This window comes from Paenibacillus oralis (genome assembly GCF_003863965.1).
GTDB classification, from domain to species: domain Bacteria; phylum Bacillota; class Bacilli; order Paenibacillales; family Paenibacillaceae; genus Fontibacillus; species Fontibacillus oralis.
On the sequence record NZ_RRCN01000001.1, the window covers coordinates 3,689,296 to 3,714,829 of the forward strand.

Sequence of the window (25,534 nt, forward strand, 5' to 3'; positions counted from 1 at the left end):
AGGGGCGAACCTTATGACTTGGCTGAAAAATAAATGGGCCGGCCTGCTCCTCTTGTGGTTGTTCATCCTGGCCGCCTGGCAATGCGGCGCCTGGCTTTACGGCCCTGAGGTGGTGCCCGGGCCGAAGGATACGGCGGCGGGAGCGCTGGAGTTGCTGCGGGACGGCTCGCTGCCGAAATATATCGGGATCAGCTTCTACCGAGTGTTCAGCGGCTGGACGCTGGGGAGCCTGATCGCTATCCCGCTTGGCATTTTGATCGGCAAGGTGGATTTCATCCGCCGTTTTGCCGAACCGCTGCTCAACTTCATCCGCTTTATTCCGCCGATCGCCTTCATCACGCTGTTTCTCGTCTGGTTCGGTATTGGCGAGCAGTCGAAAATCGCGCTGATTTTGTACGCAACGCTATTTATCGTCATCATGAACACGCTGACGGGGGTGCTGGCGGTGGAGGAGGATAAAATCCGCGCGGCCCGCAGCATGGGCGCTTCGGAGTGGCAAATCGTCCGGCACGTGATCGTGCCGGCGACCGCGCCGTATATTTTTACTGGCGTAAGGCTGGCGATGGGCACCTCGTATATGGCGATCGTTGGGGCGGAGATGATCGCGGCGAACGAAGGCGTCGGTTACCTGATCTGGAACTCGCGGCTGTTTTTCCGCACCGACTGGATTTTTGTCGGCCTGCTCAGCCTAGGGGTGATGGGGTTTGCCACCGACCGGCTGTTCGGCTGGTTTGGCCGCAAGGTGCTGTGGCGGTACGGGGTGATCGGCACCGCGCCGGCCGGAAGAAGATAAACCGAAAGCGTTAGACCGGGCGGCGGCGTTTTTTCAAGATTGTAGAATTCCGAGGGGAACAGTCCTTAAATAACGGTAAATAATGGCCTTATTTTTGACAAAAAAGGGTGTATAGCTACGATAGAGGATTTTTTTGTCTCTATTTTTAATATATGGCGTCAAATGGGCGATATTTCCCAATTTCATCTCCGAATAACGACCATATTTACCGTTATTTTGAGTTAAAGAAGGAAAAATTAAAATAAGTCCATAAATTGCACTAGCGTTGCAAAGACCCTAACATAAGATTAACATTTAATATATGTAATAATTTTCCATTTTTATTTTAAGGAAAGAGGCCAAAAAGTTGAGAGCACCAGAAAACGACGCGTTTATCCATTTTTTTGGATATTTAGTTTTCAAATCAACTCTTTTACTTTCCCTCAGTTTTCCGCGGCTTTATAATCCCCACCGATGTATGTAACTTCGGTGGACTTTTCTGGACTTTTGGTACCTTCTGTCGTCCTCTTGATGACCGGCTGGGCTTCCGATGAAGCTCCGCTTCGAAGATCGAGAGGTTTTTTTCCCAACAATTCCGAACCGACTGTAATACGTCCCATAAACTCAACGAAGTTCCACTGGATAGCTGAATATGCATCGCAATGGCGTATGTGATGAGTGCCAAAAAAATTTGATTCCAGACGCCCTGCGGTTCATAACTGTACAGTTTCACGAGCCGTAAATGCTGCTTCATCCACTTGAAAAACAGTTCAATGAGCCAACGTTGCCGGTAGATATCGGCAATTTCCGTAGCGCTGAGATCAAAGCAAGATGTAACTAGTCGGTATTTACGGTCCTTTTCATCCCGAAATTCAACCAAGCGCAAAGTCTGCTTAGTTCGGCGAAAAGCACTCCCCAACCGGACAATAGCGTCGCGAGTAATCTTCGTGTTTGAAGGAATCGGCAATTCTTGCTCGACGTGCCATACCCCGTTATTTTCGTTGATTCGATTCACGAAGCGAACCTCTCGCTTTAGCCAGGCATCGAACTGTTTGTACTTGATATAACCACGGTCCATCACGTAAATCGTGCTGTCATCTTCAACTAACAGATCCACGGTTTCTACGTCGCTCACATTTCCGGTCGATGGGATTGCCTTCTCGGGAAGTGTTTGACCCGTAGGTAAAGCTAGGACACGGACATGAATCTTGATTTGCGTGTGAGTCCGATTCACATGGGCCCATTCGGCCAGATTGGCTGGAAGCTTGATACATGTCGAGTCGATGATACGAACCGCGCCAATCTTAGAGGTGGCCGTAGGAAGAAGCAACTTCACCTTTCCCATAATGTCAAGGAATAACGATTCAAGCCACTCGGTCGGAATCTCCGGTAATTTCCTTGAGATTTGGGAGGCACTGATACTGGTCAATTCCAGGCTCTCCTGTAAAGTTTCGCTAGTACGAAGCGCGCGGGAGATTTGACGATACGACTCCCATTTCGCCAGTTGGGAAGTCATAATTAGCTTCGTACATTTCATCACGGTGAGCTTAGGGACACGATAGTCAGCGATGGGAAAAGAAATTTTTTCATCCGAAAAATAAGAAAAGCATTGACGAATCAGGGATAAATTGTGTATGTTACCCATGGGTTTGGCTCCTTTTGTTGAGAGTTAGATGGGTAACGCGTCTCTCTTAACAATAGGAGCTTTTTTATGGGTTTTCCATGAAAATAACTTATATTTTTCCTTAATTAGTTAATTTTTGAATCATGATAGGTTTGATGCAACGCTAGTGCATAAATTGCCTCTATTTCCGCTAAAGGCTTGCTTTGGACATCAAAGGGACCGCCGCAACGAATTCCTTCGACCTTCGGCGGTCTTAATCATTGACAAGAACACATGTTCGCAATATAATGCTGTCAAAAGGGAGGCCATAACGTATGGATGTGTATGACAAGCTGACCATTTTGACGGACTCGGCCAAATATGACGTATCCTGTTCATCCAGCGGGGCGGAGCGCGGGAGCGGCGGGGACAGCTCGTTGGGAAACGCCGTTAGCACGGGGATCTGCCACAGCTTTGCCGCGGACGGACGATGCATTTCGCTGCTGAAGGTACTGATGACGAACAGTTGCATTTATGATTGCAAATATTGCGTGAACCGCCGCTCCAACGATACGCGCCGGGCCATGTTTACCCCGGAGGAGCTGGCGGAGCTCACGATAAATTTTTATCGCCGCAATTACATTGAAGGTTTGTTTCTCAGCTCCGGCATCATGCGGAATCCGGACTACACGACGGAACAGCTGATCCGGGTGCTGGAGCTGCTGCGCCGGAAATACCATTTCGGCGGTTATATCCACGTCAAGGCGATTCCCGGCGCCGATCCGGCGCTGATTTCCCGGTTGGGCCTGCTGGCCGACCGGATGAGCGTGAACATCGAACTGCCTTCACAGGACAGCCTGGATCAGTTGGCTCCGGACAAAAGCAAGGAAGCGATCCTGAGGCCGATGACCGCGATCCGCCAGGGCATTCGGGAGAACAGCACCGATCTCGTCAAATACCGTCACGCTCCCCGGTTTGTGCCGGGCGGGCAAAGCACGCAGATGATCGTAGGCGCCACACCGGACAGCGATCTTAGGATCTTAACCTTAACGGAGGCACTGTACAGGAAATACGAGCTGAAACGAGTATATTACTCGGCGTATACCCCGGTCGCGGAGCATTCGCTGCTGCCTTCGCTTGATAGCAAGCCGCCGTTATTGCGGGAGCACCGCCTGTACCAGGCCGATTGGCTGCTGCGCTTTTACGGTTTTGAAGCGAAGGAGCTGCTGGATGAGCGTACCCCGAATTTCAATTTGTTCATGGACCCGAAATGCCATTGGGCGGTCAATCATATCGAACGGTTTCCCGTGGAGATCAACAAGGCTCCTTATGAAGAGCTGCTGCGTGTGCCCGGCATCGGCGTCCGCAGCGCCAAGCGGATCGTGGCGGCGCGCAGAACGGCGTTGCTGGATTTTCCCGGCTTAAAGAAGCTGGGCGTCGTGCTGAAACGGGCCCAATATTTTATCATCTGCTCGGGCCGGCGGCTTGAGGGGTTGAAAGTGAACGAAAGCACAATCCTTAGGTCGCTGTTGTCCCGCAAAGAAATCGACATGTTCCTGCCCAAGCCTAAGGTGGAGCAACTGTCGCTGTTTTCGGACGAGGAGCTGGCGGGGAAAACCGGGAAGGAGCTAAGTCCATGGCTGCTTGGATAAGTGATGCAGCTTACGCTTACGACGGCAGCTTTGACGGCTTGTTGAGCTGCGTGTTTGAGAGCTATGCGCGGAAGGAGGATTTGGTCGACCTGCGTTCCGATGCTGATCCAGAATATTCCCTGTTTGTGACCCGCTGGGTGGAAACCTGTCCGGAGAAGGCAAACCGGGTGTACGCGGCCATCGGGCAAAAAATATCGCCGGCCGCTCAAGAGCTTGTCCGCCGCGGCTTTCTCACCTGTGATCCGCAAAAGGATCTGCTTATTTACCGATTCCTGCGGCTTGGCTTTAAGCATGGGCGGGTTGTGATGGATATGCTGACGGAGAATACGGTGCACCGATTGCGCAAGGCGGTGCGGCATTTGAACACGGAGAGCCATGCTTTGATGGGTTTCGTGCGCTTTTCGATTTACGGCGAGGCGCTGGTCTCGGTCATTGAGCCGAAGAACCGGGTGCTGCCGCTGCTGGCCGCGCATTTTTGCGACCGCTACCGGAGGGAGGCTTTTATGATCTACGACAAAACCCACGGACAAGCGCTCATCCACCGGCCGGAGGAGGCGGGAGCCCGGAAAGCGGAGATCGTGGACGTCGACGAGTTGATTTTGCCTGAAGCGGGGGAGCAGGAACTAGCGTACCGCCGCCTCTGGAAGCGGTTCTACGAAACGGTGGCGATCCGGGAGAGGATTAATCCTCGGGCGCAGATGTCCCATATGCCCAAGCGCTACTGGGGGCAATTGACCGAGATGCAGGGAGAGCGCGGACACGGACACCGCACCGGCTCTCCAAAGCCGAAGCGCCTGCAGTAAGCGCCTGAATACGCTTGGCATCGTCCGATATCCAGCGGTTCTGGTACAATGGACGGGAAGGTATTTTAGAGGGGAAGTTGACAGAGTGGATTTGAATCAAACGCCTTTACGGTACATCTATCCTTTTGCGTGCCATGAGAATGAGCGGGAGTTATGCCGTATGGAGCTTCGCGCCCTGTTTGGACAAGAGTCCGGGGCGTTTGCTTTGATAGACAGCCGTTTACGGATTGAACCGAACCGGAGTCCGTTTGTTTCTATGCGGGTGGACGTTTTGCTTGCCGCCGGAACGCTGGAAGAAATCATCACCCGTGTGGCGGAGCTGGAGCTGGACGGGCGTACCTTTAAGGTGCTGTATCTCAAAAATGGTTTGAAACGGACTTATGAGCAGCGGCGCGAATTGGAGCGGCAGATAGGCGGAAGGATCCGCGGCAAGGCCGACATGAGACGGCCGGATGTGACATTTGGACTGCTGTCGTTGGACGATGGCTGGATGTTCGGCATTTGCCGGCCGGCCGACCCGGTCTGGCAGAATCATAAGGATAAGCCGCAAAATTACTCCACCGGCCTCACCACCGTAGTGGCCCGGGCGCTCGTCAACATCGCCGTGCCCGATCCGCAAGACATGCGGGCGATCGATCCGTGTTGCGGTATGGGCAACGTGCTGATCGAAGCGCTGTCGATGGGCATCGATATCGTCGGCCGGGACATCAATCCGCTGGCCGTTCGCGGGGCAAGGGTCAATTTGCGCCATTTCGGCTACGAGGATGCGGACTTGGTGGCTATCGGCGACTTGAACGATATTAACGAGGCGTTTGATGCGGCGATCGTCGATATGCCTTATAATTTATGCTCCATTCTTTCCGCCTCCGAGCGCAGCCTCATGCTTGCCAGCGTAAGGCGGATCAGCAAGCGGGCGGTGATCGTCTCTTCCGAGTCGCTTGAGTCCGAAATTGAAGCCGCAGGCCTGAAAATCATGGACTCCTGCTCCGTCAGTAAAGGGACTTTTGTCCGTCATGTGTGGTTGACCACACAGCAGCCGGTATAGCGCTGCAACAAATACTGCAATGCCTTTGCTTGTTTTCGTTCCTCATTGCATTCGGAATTTCGAAGTGCTAAAATGAAAATGCGATCAAGTATTTAATTTTCTGTTCAGTTGTATGAAGTTTTATGTTTCAGCCATAAACTAAAGAAGAGCCTCTGCCCTGGTGCGGCAAAGACTCTTAGGACATGAAAGGCTGTGGATCACCACGGCGTGCAAAGATTTAAATCAGTTGCAAAACCCACCGTTAGGCGCCAACCTTACGCGGTGGGTTTTTGCTTGTTCTTGCGAAACTTACGCTTCATCCAACGGAAAAGTTTCCGGATTCCAAACACTAGGCTTAGAATCGCGGTAATCCATCGGAGTACGTCCAGCAACGCCACAAGTACGGCCATCGGCGTCACCCCCTTTCAGGCAGCTACGCCGTGACCCAAAAACATCCACCGCTTTTCAGTCCATAATTAGAGTATATCACGCTCCCAACTCTAGCAAAACAAGCTTCATAGAATTGTAGTTTTTCTTGTTAGCTTCGGTTTTACAAAAAGCTGCACCGTTCAGGGTGCAGCTTTTTTGGTCTGTTCATTTTGCCGCTTATTCGTTAACTTGAAAGTACAATCTACAAATCATGGTACATTACATCACTTAAGTTGTGCAATGAAAACGATTAATTTCTGAAATCTTTCAGGAACTTGAGAAAAAAGGAGGGTAAGCGGTATTTTGTGTAATGTATTATGACATTGATTACGGAAAACGAATGACAAACGAGGAGTGATAAGCATGGAGACAGAGGTGATCATTCATAATCCGCTGGGGATTCATTCCCGTCCGGCGGGGGCGGTCATGAAAATGGCGGCGTTGTTCCCTTGCGACGTAAGATTGATCAAAGCCGATAAGGAAGCGAATGGCAAAAGCATCGTCAGCATTTTGGCTTTGGAGATGAATTATGGAGACAAGGTTGTGCTGAAGACGTCCGGGGAACGGGAGGAAGAGGCGCTGCGGCAAATCGGCGCCGTATTGTCCGCCGTTTTCGAATAACGCTGCATTTAAGGGGGTGAAATTCATGGCTCTCGTCACTCGATCCCGCGCGCTGCTCAAAAAGATCCTTTACGCTCCCGGACCACTGCGCATCAAGGATTTTGCTGCCGAATTCGGAGTCAGCGAGCGGACGATCAAATACGATGTCGGCAGCATCCGGTTGTGGCTCGTTGATCAGGGGATGGAGCTTAAATCCAAGCCCAGCCAGGGCATTTGGATAGAATGCACGGAGGAAAAGCGGAAGAAGCTGCTGGAGCAACTGGGCCACGGCGGGGACGAGGTGTTTCTGAGCCAAAGCGAACGAGTCAGCTCGATCACCTTGGATCTGCTGTTGGCGGACGATTGCCTGACCATCGGTCGCCTTGCGGAGAAAAACGCGGTCAGCCGAAATACAGCGTTGGCCGATCTGGCGGTTATCGAGCCGTTTTTGGCCGATTGGAGCCTACGGATTGAACGTTCCGCTTCAGGCATCCAAGTCACCGGAGCGGAAAAGCAGAGATGGTTCGTCCTGGAGAAAATCATCCAGGATTTGCTGGACGGGAACGATATGTTCCGGATTGTGGCCGCCGTGGCCGAGGCGAGAAAACCAAACCACTATTTTAATCAGGTGCTGAAAAGCTTTTTGGATTCCGTGGACCACTTGGACCTGGTGTTTGCCACTGTCGGCTCGCTGGTCAAAGAAACGGAGCGGGAACTAGGCGTCCTGCTTTCCGATCAGTGCATTATCGGCGTGTTTATCCGTTTGTGCATTATCATTTCTCGCCGCAGCCATGGCTGGCATGGCCGGGAACAAGGAACTTTTGATTTTCCCGGAACGTTGGATGGGAATAGAGGGATTTTCGCGGTGTTTCGCAAGCGGCTGACCAAGCTTGGCGAGGAGACGGGAACCCGGTTTCCCGAATCCGACATCTGGTTCGTCTGTTTACAGGCGCTAGCGATGATTTCCGCCGCTCCGGACAACCAGCATTTTGCCGGGGAAGTGCTGCCCGACTCTTTTTCCATTACCAGGCGCATGATTCAGGAGGTTGGAGAGGGGCTGAATCTCCCCTTTTCGGAATATCCCGATCTGTTTACCGACCTGCTGGCCCATATCTCCAACAAGCTGACGGAATACAGCTACGGGGTGATCGAACCAAACCCGATGCTCCATGAAATCAGGCGTGCCTACCGTGTGATGTTTGACCAGGTGAAGGCGGCCGGCATCAAGGTGTTCGGGGTGTACCGCATCTATCTTACGGATGGCGATGTGGCCTTTATGACATTGCATTTTCAAAATGCTTATGAGCGAATGCACGGACAACGCAAGGTGAACGCATTGGTCGTATGCGGTACGGGACGGGGCAGCAGCAGGCTGCTTAAGACGGTCATCGAGAACAATTTGAAAAATGTCAGCGTAGGCGGCACCTGTTCCGTGATGGAACTTCATAAAACGCTGCGGCAAGGCGGCCATGATCTGGTGATCAGCGTTTTGCCGGTAAACGTGGCGGTCCCGTCGGTATTGGTGAGCGCGATTCCGGGGGAAGCGGACTTCAAAAACATTCAGCAGCAGGTTGGTGAAATTTTGAAGGCAGAGCAGACGAATCAAGCCCTGGGCTCAGGAGTTAAAGCGTGCAAGAAAGGCTCTGGGCCAGCGCATTTACAGATGGATGATCCCTATGCGGTTCAGGCGTGGTTTCAAAACCTTGTTTTTCAAGGCTTTGAGCTGAGCAGGCAGATCGTAAGCAGCGTGGGCGGTCATTTCGCGGCAGAGCGGGTAGAAGCGCTGACACTGCATTGCATATTTTTGATGCAGCGTACAGCTTTCGGCATCCAATACCGGGAGGAGAACTCCTGGGCGGCCCGTTTGGAGGGGGAACAACCGCTGAGGGACCGCTTGTTGGACATTTTACAGGAGCGTCAAATCGAAGTTACGGAAAGTGAACTGCAGGCAATTTTGAAATATTTGGAATGAGGGGAATATCCATGTGCATCATTGACGATACACTAGCGGCGATTCAGGCGAAAATAACGGCCGAAGCCCATGAGCTGCAAGAAGTGCGGCGGCTGCTCGGCGAATTGCGCGGCAAAGCGGGCCGGGACGGATTGGACATCGGCAGCCAGAAGGAACTGATCATCGGCATTCATTTGCTGGCATTTATCCGCAGATTGGCCGGCGGGGAGTATCTTCCCGATATTTCTGAGGAAATGTTTCAGGAAATCAGCCCCGCCTCGGCGGCTTTAAGCAAGGAGTTGCTGTCCCTCTGCGAATTGCCGCCGGGAAGAGAGCTGGACCGGGCGGAAGTTTTTTATCTGGCCGTTCATTTTGAAGCCGTAAGGCAGCAAACCTAAAAAGATGACTTTTTGAACAACCACTAAAAATGAGGGGGAAAACGAATATATGAGCAAAACGGTCAAGGTCGTGATCGGCGACCGGTTGGGAAAAGGGCAAAACGTTGCAAAGGGAGTTGAGGCCGCCGGGGGGATCGCCATTTTGATTCCGGGAATCGGAGCGGACATGAAGCTAGGGGATGTGATGCATCAGGAGAACGCCGATTTCGGCATTTCCTTTTGCGGCAGCGGCGGCGCGGGAGCGGTGACGGCCAATACCAAATATCAATATCCGATGGAGTTCGGCCTTAGGTCGGTCGAGGCGGGAGTCACGGCGATTCAGCAAGGAAAAAAAGTACTAGGCTTCGGGTTTATGGATGTGGAAGAGCTGGGCAGGCGTTTGACGGAAGCTTATCTGAAGAAACACGGAGGTTGAGGCATGTACAAGGAAATGGAGCGCACGCTTACGATTACCGGCTCGGGTGAGACGAAGCAAGCGGCCTTTCAACAGGCGCTGCTGAGGATGAGGGAAGGCATTGTCAGGGATACGCAGGATATTCTTTTACAAATCGAGCCGTTGGATTTTGCGGTAGTATCCGCCGTTCAGCATACATATACGGAAAAATTCCTCGGCTTCCTTTTTGCACGAGTCCGCACTAAGTACGAAGTCACCGCCAACATCACGGTGAGACTGCGGCTGGTGGAATTGGCGAACCTTGAGTTCAGCGAACGGGTCCGGCAGCCTTCCCGGGTCCGGCGTATTTTGCGCATGAGGTAACCTTCTCGGTGCTGAAAACCTGACTTTTTGAACTCGCATTATTAAGGAGGGAACAGGGATGGAAACCTTGGAAATTATTTTGAAGTCCATTATCATCGGCTTGCTGGTCGGCTTTGGCGTAGGCGCCGGAGCGGCGCGGATGTTTCACGCCCCCAAGGTTCAGGGGATGGGCGCCTTCCGGACGTTTGGGGAACTGAATGCGTGCGAAGGCGACCCGGTGGCTCATTTTTCGTTCGGGCTCGGTTTTCTGTTTAACGCGTGGGCTTCCGTGGTGGGAGCCGGGGGTCTGACTCAGGACGTCGACCACCGGATCATTCCGAACTGGGCGGCGGCCGCGCTCATGATCCGCAACAAAAATGTTGAGGAGACGTTGCATAATCCGCGAAAAATGGCTTGGGCCGGCGCATTCGTCGGCGCTGTTGTGGTCGCGCTGCTGAATTCGACGGCGGCGGCTATTCCCGCCTCTTTGCAGGCGATCGCCACGCAGGTGCTGGTACCGGCGGCGAATTGGCTGATCAATCCGATCATGCCGATCGTGTTCTGGACGGCGGCGATGGATGCGGGCAAACGAACCGGCGTCTGGTCGACCGTTCTCGGCGGTTTATCCCATCTGGTGATGGGCAATGCCGTTCCGGGCATCGTGCTGGGGATTCTGATCGGCAAAGGCGTCGACGACGGCGGATGGAACCGGATTACGAAAACGCTGGTTACGGCGGTCGTGCTTTTGTTTGTGCTGAGCGGCTTTTTCCGCGGCTTTGATGTCTCTTTGCTGCATAGCGTCCATGTGACCGTACCGCAGTGGCTGATTGATCTGCACGCATTTTTTGGATCCGAGGTGAAATAAGATGGAACATCATAACGAACTGAAAACAGGCTTTTGGTATTCGGAATGGGCGTTTCCGTTTTTCGTCGCTTTTTTGTCTTCCGGCATTTTTGCCGGGACGCATATGTATTACGTTTATCATGTCGGCGCATTTAATGATATTGCGATCGTCGCCCTGCTCGAAGCGGGCATCAACGGCGGGAGCTTCGGCGCCGCGGCGGCGTTTGGCGCGAGTTTTCTGTTTGCCCGCATTCTGGAAGGACCGCTTGTCGGTATTCTGGACATCGGGGGTGCATTGCAAACGGGGCTGGGTATAGGCATCCCCGCGTTGATGCTGGGAGCGGGAATCACGGCCCCGATCACCTCGTTTCCGCTAGCGCTGCTTACCGGGGCGGTACTCGGGTTTTTGGTCGGCGGCATGATCATTTTGATTCGCAAATACACGATTAACGCCTCCAACTCCACCTTCGGGGCGGACATCATGATGGGGGCGGGAAACGCGGCCGGCCGCTATCTGGGACCGCTGATCATCATCTCGGCGGTGATGGCTTCGATTCCGGTGGGGATTGGCGCGACCCTTGGCGGAGCGGTTTTTTACGCGTATAAGAAACCGATTGCCGGCGGCGCCATCATCGGGGCGATGGTCTTCGGCGCTTTGTTCCCGCTTGCTCCGCAATAAACGACATAAAAACGGCCTGCTCCCACATCCGCAGAACAGGCCGTTATTAAATCTATGTGAAAAGGAATACGTATCCGTCCTAAGCGGAGATACGCATTCCTTTTATTTTTAGCGGATTAGTTGCCGCCCTGCGGCACGGCCAAGCCGAGACCTTCGGCAACGCGTGTTCCGTACTCTGGATCGGCTTTGTAGAAGTGCTCGATTTGCCGCAGCTTGATCTCGTCTTTTTCCACCGGTTTCATGGCGTTTACGATGTTTTCGACCAGACGGGTGCGTTCTTCATCGCTCAGCAGGCGGTACAGGTCGCCGGCTTGTGTATAGTGGTCATCGTGGTCGTAGGCGACGCTGTCGGCATATCCCGTCACTTCGAACGGGGAAATTTTATGCTGCGGAGATTCCGCCGGGCCGCCGTAGCTGTTGGGCTCATAGTAAACGGAGGCTCCGCCGTTGCCGTCCCCGCGCATGAAGCCGTCGCGCTGATTGTTGTTCACTTCGGCGATCGGACGGTTGATCGGCAGCGTGTTATGGTTTGCGCCAACGCGGTAACGATGCGCGTCAGAGTAGGCAAACAGGCGGCCTTGCAGCATTTTGTCCGGTGAAGCCTCGATTCCTGGGACGAAGTTGCCCGGCGAGAACGTCGCCTGCTCAACTTCGGCAAAATAGTTCTCCGGATTCCGGTTCAGCGTCATTACGCCGACTTCGATCAGCGGGTAATCTTTTTGGGACCATACTTTGGTCACGTCGAACGGATCGAAGCGGTACGTTTGCGCATCTTCAAGCGGCATGATTTGCACGTACAGCGTCCAACTCGGAAAGTCGCCTTGCTTGATCGCGTTGAATAGATCCTCGGTATGGTAATCCGGATTTTCGCCCGCCAATTTTTCGGCCAGTTTGACGTCGAGGTTTTGGATGCCTTGATTCGTTTTGAAGTGATATTTCACCCACACTGCTTCGCCCTCCGCGTTTACCCATTTAAAGGTGTGGCTGCCGAAACCGTGCATATGACGGTATGTAGCCGGGATACCGCGGTCGGAGAACAAAATCGTCACTTGATGCAGCGATTCCGGCGACAAAGACCAGAAATCCCACACGGCGTTCGGGTTTTTCAGGTGCGTTTGCGGGTGGCGTTTTTGCGTGTGAATGAAGTCCGGGAACTTGATCGCATCGCGAATAAAGAACACCGGCGTATTGTTTCCGACCAGGTCGTAGTTGCCTTCTTCGGTGTAGAACTTCACGGCATATCCGCGCGGGTCGCGGACGGTATCCGCAGAGCCCAACTCGCCGGCCACCGTCGAAAAGCGGATAAACATCGGGGTTTGCTTCCCGACTTCGGACAGAAAAGCCGCTTTGGTGTATTTGGAGACATCGTTCGTCACTTCAAATACCCCATGGGCACCGGCGCCTTTGGCGTGAACGACGCGCTCGGGCACGCGTTCCCGGTTAAAATGGGCCAACTTCTCCAGCAAGTGAACGTCCTGGATCAAGACGGGGCCGCGCTGGCCGGCCGTAATCGAGTTTTGGTTGTCTCCCACCGGAGCGCCTGAGCTAGTGGTTAAGCGATTTTTATCATTAGTCATTTAATCACCTCTTAGTAAATGTAATTATTCAAATTCCTTCGCTTTGATAACTTAACTTTACCGGGACGGGGGAGCTTTGTCATGAAGGCGCGATGAATCGATGATGAAATATGCATGAAGGTTGGATAAAGATTGTAAGTTTTATTTTTTTCACCTATAATCCAATAGTGAAGAAAGCTTGGAACCAAGCGAAAAATCAGTGCCCGTAGGTCCTGGAAGCCGGTGCGTTTGCCGCGCGCAGCTTCTCGGTTAAAAGGGAAGCCGGTGCAAATCCGGCACGGTCCCGCCACTGTAAACAGGGACGCCGCTCATATTGCCACTGTCACCCGCCGAAGACGGGGGATGGGAAGGCGAGCTGCCGTCAAAACCTGCGAGTCAGGAGACCTGCCCACGGGTGATTAAAGACGGTCCTTCGAGGAAAGGATAACGTTCTGCTAAGATCACCATGCCCTTAAGGCGGGCTATCCGTTTCCCGCTGAAGGCGTGACTTTGTGGACGTACCCCCATCCGCCGGGATTGGGGGTTTTTCTTGTTTAACGGGCAGGGGCCCGTTGCCGTAGGCATCGCTTAGTATTTTGGGGTTTCAGTAGCCCTTTGGAACAACCCGCAGAAAAGCATAAAAGAGGAGAGATATTGATGAAAAAGTGGTTGAATTTATGGGGGATCGCGCTGCTGGCGATGGCGCTTTTATTGGCGGGCTGCGGCCAGGATAAAGGCGCGGGCGGCCAAAGCACGGCAGGCTCGGCCGCGGGCCAAACCGGGCAGAATGCCGGTTCGAATGCCGGAAACGGGGAGGCGCAGGGCAAGCAGCTCGCCAACCAGACGGCGTACCCGCTCACGTTGAAGGATTCCAGCGGTAAAGAATTTACGTTTGAGTCCGCGCCGCAAAAAATCGTTTCCCTGGCCCCGTCGGAGACGGAGACGTTGTTCGCGCTCGGACTAGATCAGCAGATCGCCGGTGTTTCCGATTTGGACGATTACCCGGAAGCGGTGAAGGACAAGCCCAAAATGGGCGGATTTAAGGTGAACGTGGAGGCAGTTGTCGCCGCGCAGCCGGACTTGATCGTGGCGGCCAGCCTGATCGACGAACAGACGGTCAAAAGCTTGACCGATTTGGGGTTCAAGGTGTTCCAGTCCAATCCGAAAACGATGAGCGATGTGATGGAGCACATTAAGACGATCGGCGAGATCACCGACCATCAGGCTGAGGCCGAAGAAGTAGTCGGTCAAATGCAGCAGGAGCTTAGCCGGGTAACTGATGCGGTTAAATCGCTGACGGAAGATCAGAAGAAAAAAGTGTACATCGAATTTTCGCCGGGTTGGACGGTCGGCAAAGGCGAGTTTATGGACGAAATGATCACTCTGGCCGGCGGCGTCAATGTGGCTTCCGACGTGCAGGGCTGGAGTGAAATCAACGAAGAGAACATCATTAAAGCAAACCCGGACGTGATTCTGTACGCCAAAAGCGTTGTCGACGAAAACAACCGTACGCTGGCGGACATCATCAAAGGACGCGCCGGCTGGGATCAAATTACCGCAATCAAGGAAGACCGCGTCGTCGGGCTGGACGACAATCTGCTCAGCCGCCCGGGCCCGCGGGTGACGCAAGGATTAACCCAAGTCGCCAAGGCTATTTATCCGGAACTGATTCAGCCATGATGACCGGCAAGCTGGCCGGTTACGGGGGTGTCCTGGTGGCGCTGCTGGCCGTGACGCTGCTGTTTTGCATCGGGATCGGCTCGGTACCGCTGCCGCTTGGCGACATCGCCCGCATTTTACTGCACCGCTTACCGGGCTTGGGGAGCTGGATCACGCCGGACTGGAGCGTGGCTTCGGAGCAAATCGTCCTTCAGGTGCGCCTTCCACGCGTTTTGTTGGGGCTATTGGTCGGCGCGACGCTTGCGGTGGCCGGGGCCGGCTTTCAAGGCGTGCTGCGCAATCCGCTGGCCGATCCGTTTACGCTCGGCGTTTCGTCGGGATCGGCGATCGGCGCGGCCGTGCTTATTTTTTTCGGCTGGCAGTTTTCTTTGCTTGGGGTGTTTACACTGCCGGCGGTTGCTTTCCTGACAGGCGCGGTCACACTGTGGATCGTCATCTGGCTGGCCCGCGAAAACGGGAGAATCCCGATCGAAAGCCTGATTTTGTCCGGCGTCGTCATGCAGTCGTTCCTCGGCGCGGTGGTGTCGTTTTTGACGGCGATGTCCAAGCAAACGGTCAATGAAATTTTATATTGGACGATGGGCAGCTTAGCCTTACGCGGATGGTCGTATACGGCCATCCTTTTCCCGTATTTGCTGGTGGGCGGGGTGTTTCTGTGGAGCCGGGCCGGAACGCTCAATTTGCTGGCGCTCGGCGAACGTCAGGCGGCGCATTCGGGGCTGAACGTGGAGCGGACGAAGCTGATCGTGCTGCTCATAGCCACGCTGATGACGGCGGCGGCCGTGTCGGTGTCCGGTGTCATCGGGTTCGTCGGCCTCGTGATCCCGCACATGATCCGTCTGATTACCGGACCCGATTACCGCCTGATCATTCCGCTTTCCGCGCTTGGCGGCGGGATATTTATGATGTGGAGCGATCTTGCGGCCCGCACGCTATTGGCGCCGACGGAAATCCCGCTCGGCATCGTCACCGCTTTTGTCGGGGCTCCTTTCTTCGGCTATTTGCTGTACCGGAAAAAGAAGGAGCGGGAGGGGGAACTGCGTTGATCGAGGTAAAAAAGCTTTCCAAAACGTACGGCCGCCAGGCGGTCATCCGCGATGTGACCTGGAGCGTGCGGAAGGGCGAATTTTGGGGGCTGATCGGACCTAACGGCAGCGGCAAAACGACGCTGCTCCATCTGATTTCCGGCGTGGAGCGGCCGGATTCGGGGGAGATTGCGCTGGATGGCCGTCCGCTCTCTTCCTATGGCCGCAAGTCGCTGTCGCGGAAAATCGCCGTGCTGCAGCAGGACGGTCTGCCTCCGGTTTCGTACAGCGTCCGCGATGTGGTTGAGATGGGGCGTTTTCCGTATCAGGATTGGCGCGGCAGGGAGAAGGACGGACCGGAGGCCCCCCGGCGGCTGCTCGGCGAAATTATGGATAAGCTGGAACTGACCGCGCTGGAGAACCGGCCGCTGAGCGCGCTGAGCGGAGGGCAGCGCCAGCGCGCCGCGCTCGGCAAGGTGATGGCGCAGCAGCCGGAGCTGGTGCTGCTCGATGAACCGACGACCTATTTGGACCTTCGTTACCAAATGCAGTTCATGGAGCTGGTCGCCGGGTGGCAGCGGGAGGAAGGACTGACGGTCGTAGCCGTGATGCATGATTTGAACCTGGCCGCTTTGTTTTGCGACCGTCTCTTGGTGCTGAGCGAAGGGCGTATTGTCGCGGAGGGACCGCCTGAAGACATTTTGTCCACGGCTTTGGTAGAGGAGGTCTATCAAGTGAAGGCGTATCGGGTGCCGCATCCGGACAGCGGCGTCCCGCAGCTGCTTTTGCAGAGGCGGAAGGCGGAAAGCGGGGAAGCCTAGTAGACGATTCTGGAAATAACGTTAGCATGATGGCAAGTGAAGACTTGAGAAAACGGAAAAATAGTCTATTGAAGATCTCGGGTGACAACATAAAGGAAAAAAAGGGCGCTATTTCAGCCGATATCCCCCATGTTGCGTGAAATAGAGGAATTTTATGGCGCTATTCTCACGATTTAGTGGCGAAAGGCCGCCTTTCGGTAGCGTCAAGAGTTTTGTGTAATTATCTTTTAGGGTTCGAAGTAGGGTATCCATTGGGACAATGGATATCATTGGTTTTCAAGCTTCAGGGGGGATCCCCCCTGAAAAATTTCCTTTTCATTTCCAGTTGTCAAAGTGTCCTTGTTATCTATGCTTTGTGTGCCACACCTGGCTAACGCGACTGCATCGGCTCAGGCCTGGGGATATTTTTCGTCAAACATTTTTTTGAGCGCTTGCTGGGTTTTTGCATCCGCGAATCCACGCAACACCCGGCTGCTCCAGCGTTCGTTATAGGAGAGGGCCTCTAGATAAATAATTTTCTCCGCTGCATCCATGTTCGTCAAACTGTTCATGGGCCGCAGCCGCTTGCGGATTTCCTTGTTTGTTCGCTCGATGGGGTTCGAGGTGTAAATGGCATAGTGGATCATCGTTGGGAAATCGTAAAAGCGAAGGAGGACCGGTAACTCGTTCTCCCACGACGCGAGCTCCTTCGGATAGATCTTGCCCCACTTGGCTTGCACGAGGTCGAAATTGGCCATGGCGACATCGCGATCCATGGCACTGTAAATCGTCTTCATGTCCGTCACGAAATCCGCTTTGTCCTTATCGCGGATTTTCGGTAGCGTATTGCGCATTTTATGAGTGACGCAACGCTGGACGCCGGCCTGCGGATACGTTTCCCGGAAGGCCTCCTCCAGTCCCGCTAAGCCATCGAATACGCCCAGCAGCACCTCGTGCACGCCACGTTTGTAGAGGTCTCGCAGGACATCCCTCCACCCGTTGGCGCTTTCTTTGCCGCCAAGGCTGAAGCTAAGGATCTCACGGTGTCCGGCCTCATCGACACCCATGGCAATATAAATGACTTCGCTGGCGACGGACTGACGCTTGAGCTTCACGTACATCCCGTCCAGATAGATGACCGCATAACGCTTGGCCAGCGGTCGAGCCTGCCAGGCCGCAACGTCTTCCAGCACCGTGCTCGTGATGTTGCTCACGGTCGTTGGCGAGTACTGGGCGCCAAACATTTTTTCAATGAAGGCGGCGATGTCTCTTGTGCTCATCCCGCCCTTGTACATGTGAATGACCGTGTCCTCTAGCCAAGCTTCCCGCCGCTGGTAGGGCGCGAACAGTTCCGTCTGAAAGTCGCCTTGGCGATCCCGCGGCACTTGCAGATCCGGAATCACCCCGTGTCGGGTTTCCCAGTTCCTGCTGTAATATCCGTTGCGGCTGTTTGCCACTTCCGGGTGTTCTACTTGTAAGTAATTTTTAATTTCCTCCTTTAAAAGAGTTTCAATTTTTTCTTTTAGAAAACTTTGCATTGTATTTTCGAGTTGTTCTGTGAACGAGTTTTGTTGTATAGTTGTCATTGAGTAGGGTTCCTCCTTGGTGACTTCGCAATCCCAAGCATACCCTACTTTTTTGTCGTTTGATAGACTAACCTGTCCTTACACAACTTATTTTACGCCATCCGCCTTTCGCCCTGTTCATCGAAAAATAAGACCCTAAAGTTCCCCTATGGTGATGAATAGACTCAAATTCGGAAAATAGGACCCTAAAGTTCCTCTATTTTATGGGGACGATACTGAGCACAAGACTAATATGGGACAAAGTGACCCATGGCCCCTGTCCACAGATAAGCCATATTATTTCCGGATCATTCTACTAGGGCGATTGGAGCGGCGAAACCGGAAATTGAGGCGGAAAAAGCGAACAGAGGATGCGGGCAGATGAACCGAGCAGATGAACCGAGCAGATGAACCGAGCAGATGAACCGAACAGTTGAACCGAACGGGGAAGGGACGAATAGTCATGGGATATGATGCGATTTTGGAACTTATCGGAAGCATCGGCGGGCTGGATACGGTGGCGATGGCTGCCGCCGAGGAACATTTGGGGCGGTTGACGAAGCCGCCCGGCAGTCTCGGCAAGCTGGAGGGATTGGCCGTCAAGCTGGCTGGTATTACGGGTGAAGCGCTGCCGGAGTTCCCGCGGCGCACGGTGTTTGTGATGGCCGCCGACCACGGCGTTTGCGAGGAAGGCGTCAGCGCCTTTCCGGCGGAAGTGACGCCGCAGATGGTGGGCAATTTCCTTGCCGGGGGAGCGGCGGTGAACGTGCTGGCGCGCCAGGCCGGCGCCGACGTCGTGTGCGTTGATATCGGCGTGAACGCGGAGCTGTTGCACCCGGCTTTGATGCAGCGGAAAGTGCGGTACGGCACATCCAATATGGCCAAAGGCGCGGCGATGACCCGGGAGGAAGCGGAGGCGGCCGTGCTGATCGGGGCGCGGCTTGTGGAGGAAGCGGCATCCCACGGCGTTCGCCTGTTCGTTACGGGCGAAATGGGCATCGGCAATACGACGGCCAGTGCGGCGATGATGAGCGCTTTAACCGGGATTTCGCCGGAGCATAGCGTCGGCCGGGGAACCGGGATCGACGATGAACGGCTGCGCCGCAAAATCGAAGTCGTGCAGCGCGCCCTGGAGGTCAATCGTCCGGACCCGGGAGACCCGCTCGACGTGTTAGCTAAAGTGGGCGGCCTGGAAATCGCCGGGCTCACCGGAGTCATTCTTGGCGCCGCGAAAAGCCGCTGCCCCGTCGTGATCGACGGCTTCATTTCCAGCGTGGCGGCGCTTGCCGCAAGCCGGCTAGCGCCGGAAGCGGCCGGGTATATGATCGCTTCCCACGTTTCTGCGGAGCAGGGGCACCGCCAGCTGCTTCGGGAGCTTAAGCTCGATCCGATGCTGGAGCTCGGCATGCGGCTCGGCGAGGGAACCGGCGGGGTGCTCGCCCTGCATTTGGTGGACGCGGCGAGCTGGATCATGCGGGAGATGGCTACGTTTGAGAGCGCGGGGATTTCCACGGGCGGCGACCAGTAAAATATAGGGGCGCTGCCCGGGCGAAATTGCGTCAACAGTCAACATGAGTTTGGGGGGAAAGCGATGAAAGTAACGATCACGGGCGGCGCCCGCAGCGGCAAAAGCTCGTTTGCCGAGCGCTGGATTATGAAGCATGCGAAAGCTGCGTTATATATCGCGACCGGGCAAGCCTTCGACGAAGAAATGGCCGAGCGGATCGCGCTGCACCGGCGGCAGCGGGAACAAAGCGGATTTGCTTGGACGACGGTGGAGGAGCCGCTGCGGCTGGCGGAAAAGCTGACGGAGTTAGGGGACGAGCTGCGGGCAAGCGGGGCGGAAGCGGCCGGGACGAACCAGCAGGGAACGGAAAAGGCGGGCTCGTCCGCCACGGCCGTCGTGCTCGTCGACTGCCTCACGTTATGGCTGTCGAACATGCTGCTAGAGCAGGGGGAACGGCCCGACGCGGCCGAGGTCATGGAGCGGGAAATCGGGCGGCTGGCTGCCGCGGCCGAAGCTTTCCCCGGCACGCTGGTGATGGTCACCAACGAGGTGGGCGACGGAATCGTACCGGAATACCCTTTGGGCCGGTTGTATCGCGACTTGGCGGGCAGGTTGAACCGCAGGATGGCGGCCATTTCCGAGCAGGTGTTTCTCGTGACGGCAGGCATTCCGATCGAGTTGAAAAGCAGGGAGTATCGGCTATGAGCGATGAGAGTAAGAGCAATCGGAGCGGCCCGCAGCAGCCGATATTGGCTGCTTTTCAATTTTTGACGCGGTTTCCGGTTCGGGCCGAGCTCGATTTTACGCCCGAGCTGCTGCGGCGAAGCGCCCGATATTACCCGCTTGTAGGCGCGGCCGTGGGGCTTAGCGTCTGGGCCGTCGCAATTTTGTCGGCATGGCTGCTGCCGCCGCTGCCCGCCGCCGTACTGACGCTGATCGCTTGGGTTTGGGTCACCGGCGGGCTGCATCTGGACGGCTGGATGGACACGGCCGACGGCTTGCTCAGCTACCGGCCCCGGGAAAAAATGCTGGAAATTATGAAGGACAGCCGGGTCGGAGCGATGGGGGTGCTCGCCTGCGTGCTGCTGCTTATGCTAAAGGCTTCGCTTCTGGCTTCCTTGCTGCAGGGCGGCGCATGGCAGACCGGGGCCGCCCTGTTGACGGCGCCCGTGTGGAGCCGCTGGTTTATGACCCGGGCCATGCGTTTTTGGCCAAACGCCCGCCAAGGGGAAGGCTTGGCCGGGCAGTTCCGCGGGTTTGGGTCACGCGACGCCCGGGGAGCTGCCGTTTGGGCGATCGTGTTGACCGTGGCGGCGATGCTGCCCGCTGTGCTGCTGGTTATTTTGCCGATAAGCGTGCAGCCCATATTGCAGGCGACGGAGGCGGGGGCAGCCTTACGCGGCAGCATCGACCTGCCCTTGGTGGAATTGCTGCTGTACGCCTGTCTGCACCCTTTGCTGGCCTGGGCGGGGGGAACTTTGGCGGCCCGCTGGATGAGCGCCAAGCTGGGCGGTTTAACCGGCGATACCTACGGGGCGCTGAACGAAGGACTGGAAGCTGCGCTGCTGCTGCTGGCGGTTTTGATATTCCGGTGATCGCGGGCGCGGCAAAACGGAAGGGAGAGGAAGCAGATGGAAAATAAGACTGGAAGCTTCATTCCAGGCGGGGCCGTTGGGGCAGGAGAAGCCAATGTCAGAGGGGCGGGGGAAAGCGTGGACGATTCCAAGGGGGGCGGCGCGGTGCTTATGGTGCAAGGCACGGCCTCGGATGTCGGGAAAAGCGTTATTGTCACGGCGCTCTGCCGTATTTTTACGCAGGACGGGCTTCGCACGGCTCCCTTCAAGTCCCAAAACATGGCTTTGAACTCCTACGTTACGCCGGACGGCCGGGAAATCGGCCGGGCTCAGGGGGTGCAAGCCGAGGCTTGCGGCATCGCCGCCACCACGGACATGAACCCGGTGCTGATCAAGCCGACCGGGGATATGCATTCGCAGATCGTCGTCCACGGGCGGCCGCTGCAGCATCTCAGCGCGGCGGATTACCGGGAGAAGTTTCTCCCGGAGGCGAAGCCGCTTGTGATGGATGCCTTGAACCGTCTGCGCCGGCAGTACGACATCGTCGTCATGGAGGGGGCCGGCAGCCCGGCGGAAATCAACCTGAAGCAGCGCGACATCGTCAATATGAACTTGGCCGGATGGGCGGACGCTCCGGTTATTTTAGTCGGGGACATCGATCGCGGCGGGGTGTTCGCGTTCCTGGTCGGTACGCTGGAGCTGCTGGAGCCGGAGGAACGGGCACGGGTCAAAGGCTTCATCATCAACAAATTCCGCGGGGACCTTTCCCTGCTCCAGCCGGGGCTCGACTGGCTGGAGCGGCGCACCGGCATTCCCGTGCTCGGCGTGCTGCCCTATCTTCCCGACCTGGACATTGAAGCCGAAGATTCGGTCGTTTTGGATACTTATCCATCGGCGGCGGACAAATCCGCCCGGGAACAGGCAGCAGTTGATATCGCCGTAATCCGCTATCCGCGCATCTCCAATTTCACCGATTTCGCTCCGCTCGCCGCCGAGCCGGACGTATCGCTCCGTTACGTGGACAGGCTCACCGATCTGGGTCAGCCCGACGCGATCATCCTGCCGGGTACAAAGGACACGATCGGAGACCTGACCTTCCTGCGGGAGCAGGGATGGGATGAAGCTATCCGGCGTTATATGGACGTCCGGGAGCATGCCCAACTGGTTGGCATCTGCGGAGGCTATCAGATGCTAGGGGTGCGTTTGCACGACCCCGAGGCGGTAGAGGCGGGCGCACCGCAGTCGGCGGAAGGTTTGGGCTGGCTGCCGCTCGCGACGACCTTCCGCCCGGGCAAAAAGACGGTCCGCGTCCGCGGGACGACAGCTAACGGGCATCCGGTGCGGATGTATCCTCCCGGCCAGGCCGCCCTGCCTATCGAAGGCTACGAAATCCATCAAGGGGAGACGGTTCGGTTGCCGGCGGATTCCGCCTCGCCATCGGTTTTGAACTCTGTTTCCGCGTCCGCTTCTGTTTACGCTTCTGCTTTCGCTTCTGCTTCGGCGTCCTCTTCCGCCGGCCCTGGTCTGGCCGATATGTTTCTGATCCGCCGCGAACTGACCGGCACTTTTGCCGGTACGCCGTCTTCGGACGAAGACGAAGTCTATCCCGAAGGTGTCGCTCTCGTCAACGGGCGCGTTTTCGGCACTTATTTGCACGGCCTGTTTCATAACGACGCGTGGCGGCGGGGCTGGCTGGATGGCATTCGCACGGCCAAGGGACTCGATCCCCTGGGCGCGACCTTTACGGCGGCCTCCCGCAAAGAAGCGGCCTTCGACCGCCTCGCTGAACATGTTCGGCGGCACGTGAAGCTGGAGCAGCTTTATGAAATCGCCGGGCTCGATCCGGCGATAGCGAATGGAAGGGAAATTAGGAGGTAAGTTTGGGGCGAATCGTCTGCTTAGCACCGGCACTCTCAATGGATACTGCCAAGTAGAACCGGAAAATTAGTGGTAAGTACGGAAGGTTAATTGGGAAGGTTAATTGGATATATCCAATAGAACTGGAAATAAAATGGTAAATACAGCAGCCAGATTGGATATATCCAATAGATTGGGCTTTGTAAGGCACAAAACAGGCAGTTTAAGCAAATTCTATTGGATATTTTCCAATCAGAGCTCCCAATGGTGGTCGATTTCCGACGATCTATTGGATTTTTTCCAATGAGATGCGGTGCGGACGATCCGATTGTGAGAAACTCTGGCGTAGGGCATACGACACAATTTTGGTTAACCGCCCCCTAACGGACCCCAGCGCCGTTAATTTGGTGAAATCCACAGTTTTCAAAATGTAACGGACACCACAGACCTTATTCGGCATTTATGTGCACATATCCGGCCTTTTTTGGGCAAATAGCGGCTCCTCGGTCCGTTAGAAATGAAAACGGCGTTTTTTCAGGCAAATAAGGTCGCTCAGGTCCGTTAGCCTCCATGCGGTTGGAGCTTCCTCCTGCGGTTGGAGTATCTCCCAGCAGTTAGAACTTCTCCCATACAGTTGGAGCTTCTCCGCCCACTAGATACGGAACTTCTCCACCGATTCGCGCAGTGACAGCGCCTGTTCGTGGAGGGAGCGGACCGTTTGGGCATGGCTTTCCATTTCGGTCAGCTGCTGCTGCGAATATTGGGCGATTTGTTCCATACTCGCCAGTGATTTGGCCGTTATGTTGGCCGACTCCTCGACCGAGGCGGTGACCTCCTCCGTGCCGGCGGATACTTGTTGGGTGGAAGATGAGACGGATTGGATCGTCAAATTGATGTTTTGGATCAGCTCCGTCAATTGCCCGAAGGCGCGGCCGGCTTGTTTTACACGGCCGGTGCCGGAGACGATCTCCTCGCTGGCGCGCTGCATCGCGCTGACGGAATTTTCCGATTCCTCGCGGATGCTCAGCAAATATTCGCCGATTTCGTCCATGGCTTCACGGGATTGCTCGGCCAGCTTGCGCACTTCTTCGGCGACGACGGCGAAGCCTTTGCCGTTTTCTCCGGCGCGGGAAGCTTCGATGGCCGCATTTAACGCCAGGATATTAATTTGCTTCGTGATTTCGGTGATCGTTCCAACGACGGTGGCGATCGATTCGGAACGTTCGTTGAGAATACGGATATGCTCCAGCGTGCGGCCGGCGGCTTCCTCGACGTGCTGCATCTGCTCGACGGCCGTTTGCGCCAGCTCGTTGCCGGCGCCGGCTTCCTCGGCGGCTTGTCCGATCCGTTCGGTGACCTCGGCGGAAGAGGAGGCGATATACTGGATGCCCTGCGAAATTTCCTCCATCGCCCGGGCATTTTCGGCGGCGGCCGTGGCGATCGTCAGGCTGCCGGATTCGATTTCGCGCGTCGCCGTATTGGAACGGGTGATCAGGTCCCCAAACGTGTCCACCGACCGCGATAAATGTTCCGACCCGCTCACGACGGTTTGCGACGTGTCCATTACTTTGGCGAACATCTCTTTGAGCTGGTTCGTCATCGTACGGAAGCTTGCGGCAAGCTGAGCGACTTCGTCATGGCCGGACGCCTCGATCGTTTGCCGGAAATCGCCGCCGGCCATTTTTTCCGTAACGGCAACCAGCTTTTTGATCGATTTGGTGATGCGCCGGCTAACAAAATACGCGACCAACAGACCGCCCACGATGACGAGGGCGGTAATGCCGATGCAAATTTGCAAAATTTCCGCCCGCTTCTCATCGATAAAAGTGGCGTCCAGCCCGATGGCCAGCACCGCTTTGCTTCCGGGGATCGCGATGAACGCCGTTTTGTGCGAGCCGAACCGGTCCGAATACAGCTCGCTGATATGTACTCCCCCATCGGAGGTCTTGGTCATGGCCGTTTGAATCTCCAACGGGTCGCCGGCGTTCATGCCGGAATTTTCATTGGCGGCGATGACGGCGGCTCCATTTTCCTGAAGCTGGATCAGGTAAGCTTTGTTTAAATGAAACTCCTCGGCGCTTTTCGTCAAATAGGATTCAACCGCAAAACGGGAGTTTTCCTTTCCGCTCATCAACTGCTGCGCTTGATTCGTGTCCAGCCTTTTATAAATGTCCTGCGTACTGGTCAGCAGCACCTTGTCAAATTGCGGAAGCACGTTTTGGGTGATGATCCCCATGGAGATGTAATAAAAACTAACACTAAACAAAAGCGAAGACAAAACGAGTAGCACCGCAAACGTAAGCATGAATTTGCGGCTGATAGAGCTCTTGACTCTAAGCACGGAATCCTCCCCAATCTCCCATAAAATAAGTAAACTATGTCTCTAAGCCTATCCGAAACCGTGGAGTCTCTTTTTTAACCACTGGTTCATAAGCATTATTTTATAGGAAAAAATGCCCTTTGAAAATGAATAACTTGC

At 55.3% G+C, this 25,534-nt stretch carries 22 protein-coding genes and 1 riboswitch; of the genes, 18 read left to right on the plus strand and 4 right to left on the minus strand.

Features of this window, described 5'->3' with window-relative positions; translation table 11 throughout:
* The first annotated feature begins 13 nt into the window (after nt 1-13).
* Nucleotides 14-793 carry an ABC transporter permease gene (locus EHV15_RS16550; RefSeq protein ID WP_128632166.1) on the plus strand — a complete coding sequence of 260 codons (780 nt, stop codon included), beginning with the start codon at nt 14-16 and terminating at the stop codon, nt 791-793.
* 412 nt (nt 794-1,205) lie between these two features.
* Here EHV15_RS16550 and EHV15_RS16555 read toward each other — a convergent pair whose 3' ends face one another.
* Nucleotides 1,206-2,417, minus strand: coding sequence for an IS4 family transposase (locus EHV15_RS16555; RefSeq protein WP_128632138.1), 1,212 nt, complete (start codon nt 2,415-2,417; stop codon nt 1,206-1,208).
* Between the two features lie 293 nt (nt 2,418-2,710).
* On the opposite strand from EHV15_RS16555, the gene EHV15_RS16560 reads away from it, so the two are divergent.
* From EHV15_RS16560 to EHV15_RS16605, 10 genes are all read left to right on the plus strand, one after another.
* Nucleotides 2,711-4,027 (plus strand): putative DNA modification/repair radical SAM protein, encoded by a 1,317-nt coding sequence (locus tag EHV15_RS16560; protein WP_128632167.1) that lies wholly within the window; start codon nt 2,711-2,713, stop codon nt 4,025-4,027.
* Nucleotides 4,012-4,830 (plus strand): TIGR03915 family putative DNA repair protein, encoded by an 819-nt coding sequence (locus EHV15_RS16565; RefSeq protein ID WP_128632168.1) that lies wholly within the window; start codon nt 4,012-4,014, stop codon nt 4,828-4,830. Before EHV15_RS16560 ends, EHV15_RS16565 begins: the two co-directional genes overlap by 16 nt.
* 160 nt (nt 4,831-4,990) lie before the next feature.
* Nucleotides 4,991-5,875 (plus strand): TRM11 family SAM-dependent methyltransferase, encoded by an 885-nt coding sequence (locus tag EHV15_RS16570; RefSeq protein ID WP_128632169.1) that lies wholly within the window; start codon nt 4,991-4,993, stop codon nt 5,873-5,875.
* Between the two features lie 771 nt (nt 5,876-6,646).
* Entirely contained in the window at nt 6,647-6,904 is a 258-nt protein-coding gene (locus tag EHV15_RS16575; RefSeq protein WP_128632170.1) for an HPr family phosphocarrier protein, read from the plus strand.
* A gap of 25 nt (nt 6,905-6,929) precedes the next feature.
* Complete coding sequence (locus EHV15_RS16580; protein WP_128632171.1) at nt 6,930-8,855, plus strand: BglG family transcription antiterminator; 1,926 nt, start codon at nt 6,930-6,932, stop codon at nt 8,853-8,855.
* Nucleotides 8,856-8,866: 11 nt separating this feature from the next.
* Nucleotides 8,867-9,232 (plus strand): PRD domain-containing protein, encoded by a 366-nt coding sequence (locus EHV15_RS16585; protein ID WP_128632172.1) that lies wholly within the window; start codon nt 8,867-8,869, stop codon nt 9,230-9,232.
* Nucleotides 9,233-9,281: 49 nt separating this feature from the next.
* Nucleotides 9,282-9,647, plus strand: a complete 366-nt coding sequence (locus EHV15_RS16590; RefSeq protein WP_128632173.1) for a glycine-rich SFCGS family protein — start codon at nt 9,282-9,284, stop codon at nt 9,645-9,647.
* A gap of 3 nt (nt 9,648-9,650) precedes the next feature.
* Complete coding sequence (locus tag EHV15_RS16595) at nt 9,651-9,989, plus strand: DUF4312 family protein (protein ID WP_128632174.1); 339 nt, start codon at nt 9,651-9,653, stop codon at nt 9,987-9,989.
* Between the two features lie 58 nt (nt 9,990-10,047).
* On the plus strand, nt 10,048-10,833 hold the full coding sequence (locus EHV15_RS16600) for a DUF4311 domain-containing protein (RefSeq protein ID WP_128632175.1): 786 nt from the start codon (nt 10,048-10,050) through the stop codon (nt 10,831-10,833).
* 1 nt (nt 10,834) lies between these two features.
* Entirely contained in the window at nt 10,835-11,491 is a 657-nt protein-coding gene (locus EHV15_RS16605) for a DUF4310 family protein (protein ID WP_128632176.1), read from the plus strand.
* A gap of 116 nt (nt 11,492-11,607) precedes the next feature.
* Here EHV15_RS16605 and katA read toward each other — a convergent pair whose 3' ends face one another.
* Nucleotides 11,608-13,068 carry a catalase KatA gene (gene katA / locus EHV15_RS16610; protein WP_128632177.1) on the minus strand — a complete coding sequence of 487 codons (1,461 nt, stop codon included), beginning with the start codon at nt 13,066-13,068 and terminating at the stop codon, nt 11,608-11,610.
* A 190-nt stretch (nt 13,069-13,258) separates the two neighbouring features.
* A riboswitch (cobalamin riboswitch) is annotated at nt 13,259-13,474 on the plus strand.
* Between the two features lie 230 nt (nt 13,475-13,704).
* On the opposite strand from katA, the gene EHV15_RS16615 reads away from it, so the two are divergent.
* From EHV15_RS16615 to EHV15_RS16625, 3 genes are read left to right on the plus strand one after another with little or no spacing between them, the layout of a single operon-like run.
* Nucleotides 13,705-14,727, plus strand: a complete 1,023-nt coding sequence (locus EHV15_RS16615) for an ABC transporter substrate-binding protein (protein WP_128632178.1) — start codon at nt 13,705-13,707, stop codon at nt 14,725-14,727.
* Nucleotides 14,727-15,773 carry a FecCD family ABC transporter permease gene (locus EHV15_RS16620; RefSeq protein ID WP_128635388.1) on the plus strand — a complete coding sequence of 349 codons (1,047 nt, stop codon included), beginning with the start codon at nt 14,727-14,729 and terminating at the stop codon, nt 15,771-15,773. The genes EHV15_RS16615 and EHV15_RS16620 overlap by 1 nt, the downstream gene beginning before the upstream one ends.
* Nucleotides 15,770-16,573, plus strand: coding sequence for an ABC transporter ATP-binding protein (locus EHV15_RS16625; RefSeq protein ID WP_128632179.1), 804 nt, complete (start codon nt 15,770-15,772; stop codon nt 16,571-16,573). The genes EHV15_RS16620 and EHV15_RS16625 overlap by 4 nt, the downstream gene beginning before the upstream one ends.
* 389 nt (nt 16,574-16,962) lie before the next feature.
* On the opposite strand, the gene EHV15_RS16630 is transcribed toward EHV15_RS16625, so the two are convergent.
* Entirely contained in the window at nt 16,963-18,138 is a 1,176-nt protein-coding gene (locus tag EHV15_RS16630) for an IS256 family transposase (RefSeq protein ID WP_128630411.1), read from the minus strand.
* Between the two features lie 442 nt (nt 18,139-18,580).
* Between EHV15_RS16630 and cobT the strand changes: the two genes are divergently transcribed.
* From cobT to EHV15_RS16650, 4 genes are all read left to right on the plus strand, one after another.
* The gene (gene cobT, locus EHV15_RS16635) at nt 18,581-19,645 is read left to right on the plus strand and encodes a nicotinate-nucleotide--dimethylbenzimidazole phosphoribosyltransferase (RefSeq protein ID WP_128632180.1); all 1,065 of its coding nucleotides are present in this window, start codon (nt 18,581-18,583) and stop codon (nt 19,643-19,645) included.
* 63 nt (nt 19,646-19,708) lie between these two features.
* Nucleotides 19,709-20,329 carry a bifunctional adenosylcobinamide kinase/adenosylcobinamide-phosphate guanylyltransferase gene (locus EHV15_RS16640; RefSeq protein ID WP_128632181.1) on the plus strand — a complete coding sequence of 207 codons (621 nt, stop codon included), beginning with the start codon at nt 19,709-19,711 and terminating at the stop codon, nt 20,327-20,329.
* Nucleotides 20,326-21,219, plus strand: coding sequence for an adenosylcobinamide-GDP ribazoletransferase (gene cobS / locus EHV15_RS16645; protein WP_128632182.1), 894 nt, complete (start codon nt 20,326-20,328; stop codon nt 21,217-21,219). Before EHV15_RS16640 ends, cobS begins: the two co-directional genes overlap by 4 nt.
* Before the next feature lie 150 nt (nt 21,220-21,369).
* The gene (locus EHV15_RS16650) at nt 21,370-23,076 is read left to right on the plus strand and encodes a cobyric acid synthase (protein WP_128635389.1); all 1,707 of its coding nucleotides are present in this window, start codon (nt 21,370-21,372) and stop codon (nt 23,074-23,076) included.
* A gap of 631 nt (nt 23,077-23,707) precedes the next feature.
* Here the strand turns inward: EHV15_RS16650 and EHV15_RS16655 are convergent.
* Nucleotides 23,708-25,396: a methyl-accepting chemotaxis protein gene (locus EHV15_RS16655; protein ID WP_246061645.1), complete on the minus strand. Its 1,689-nt coding sequence runs from the start codon at nt 25,394-25,396 to the stop codon at nt 23,708-23,710.
* Nucleotides 25,397-25,534 lie beyond the last annotated feature (138 nt).

Excerpts from the sequence above, each read along its gene's own strand:
- EHV15_RS16570 (WP_128632169.1), top strand. The coding sequence starts at position 4,991 with ATGGAGCTTCGCGCCCTGTTTGGACAAGAGTCCGGGGCGTTTGCTTTG.
- cobS (WP_128632182.1), top strand. The coding sequence starts at position 20,326 with ATGAGCGATGAGAGTAAGAGCAATCGGAGCGGCCCGCAGCAGCCGATA.
- EHV15_RS16590 (WP_128632173.1), top strand. The coding sequence starts at position 9,282 with ATGAGCAAAACGGTCAAGGTCGTGATCGGCGACCGGTTGGGAAAAGGG.
- EHV15_RS16555 (WP_128632138.1), bottom strand. The coding sequence starts at position 2,417 with ATGGGTAACATACACAATTTATCCCTGATTCGTCAATGCTTTTCTTAT.
- EHV15_RS16595 (WP_128632174.1), top strand. The coding sequence starts at position 9,651 with ATGTACAAGGAAATGGAGCGCACGCTTACGATTACCGGCTCGGGTGAG.
- EHV15_RS16615 (WP_128632178.1), top strand. The coding sequence starts at position 13,705 with ATGAAAAAGTGGTTGAATTTATGGGGGATCGCGCTGCTGGCGATGGCG.
- EHV15_RS16600 (WP_128632175.1), top strand. The coding sequence starts at position 10,048 with ATGGAAACCTTGGAAATTATTTTGAAGTCCATTATCATCGGCTTGCTG.
- EHV15_RS16640 (WP_128632181.1), top strand. The coding sequence starts at position 19,709 with ATGAAAGTAACGATCACGGGCGGCGCCCGCAGCGGCAAAAGCTCGTTT.
- EHV15_RS16650 (WP_128635389.1), top strand. The coding sequence starts at position 21,370 with ATGGTGCAAGGCACGGCCTCGGATGTCGGGAAAAGCGTTATTGTCACG.
- EHV15_RS16585 (WP_128632172.1), top strand. The coding sequence starts at position 8,867 with ATGTGCATCATTGACGATACACTAGCGGCGATTCAGGCGAAAATAACG.
- EHV15_RS16565 (WP_128632168.1), top strand. The coding sequence starts at position 4,012 with ATGGCTGCTTGGATAAGTGATGCAGCTTACGCTTACGACGGCAGCTTT.
- EHV15_RS16605 (WP_128632176.1), top strand. The coding sequence starts at position 10,835 with ATGGAACATCATAACGAACTGAAAACAGGCTTTTGGTATTCGGAATGG.
- EHV15_RS16630 (WP_128630411.1), bottom strand. The coding sequence starts at position 18,138 with ATGACAACTATACAACAAAACTCGTTCACAGAACAACTCGAAAATACA.
- katA (WP_128632177.1), bottom strand. The coding sequence starts at position 13,068 with ATGACTAATGATAAAAATCGCTTAACCACTAGCTCAGGCGCTCCGGTG.
- EHV15_RS16580 (WP_128632171.1), top strand. The coding sequence starts at position 6,930 with ATGGCTCTCGTCACTCGATCCCGCGCGCTGCTCAAAAAGATCCTTTAC.
- EHV15_RS16620 (WP_128635388.1), top strand. The coding sequence starts at position 14,727 with ATGACCGGCAAGCTGGCCGGTTACGGGGGTGTCCTGGTGGCGCTGCTG.
- EHV15_RS16560 (WP_128632167.1), top strand. The coding sequence starts at position 2,711 with ATGGATGTGTATGACAAGCTGACCATTTTGACGGACTCGGCCAAATAT.
- cobT (WP_128632180.1), top strand. The coding sequence starts at position 18,581 with ATGGGATATGATGCGATTTTGGAACTTATCGGAAGCATCGGCGGGCTG.
- EHV15_RS16575 (WP_128632170.1), top strand. The coding sequence starts at position 6,647 with ATGGAGACAGAGGTGATCATTCATAATCCGCTGGGGATTCATTCCCGT.
- EHV15_RS16550 (WP_128632166.1), top strand. The coding sequence starts at position 14 with ATGACTTGGCTGAAAAATAAATGGGCCGGCCTGCTCCTCTTGTGGTTG.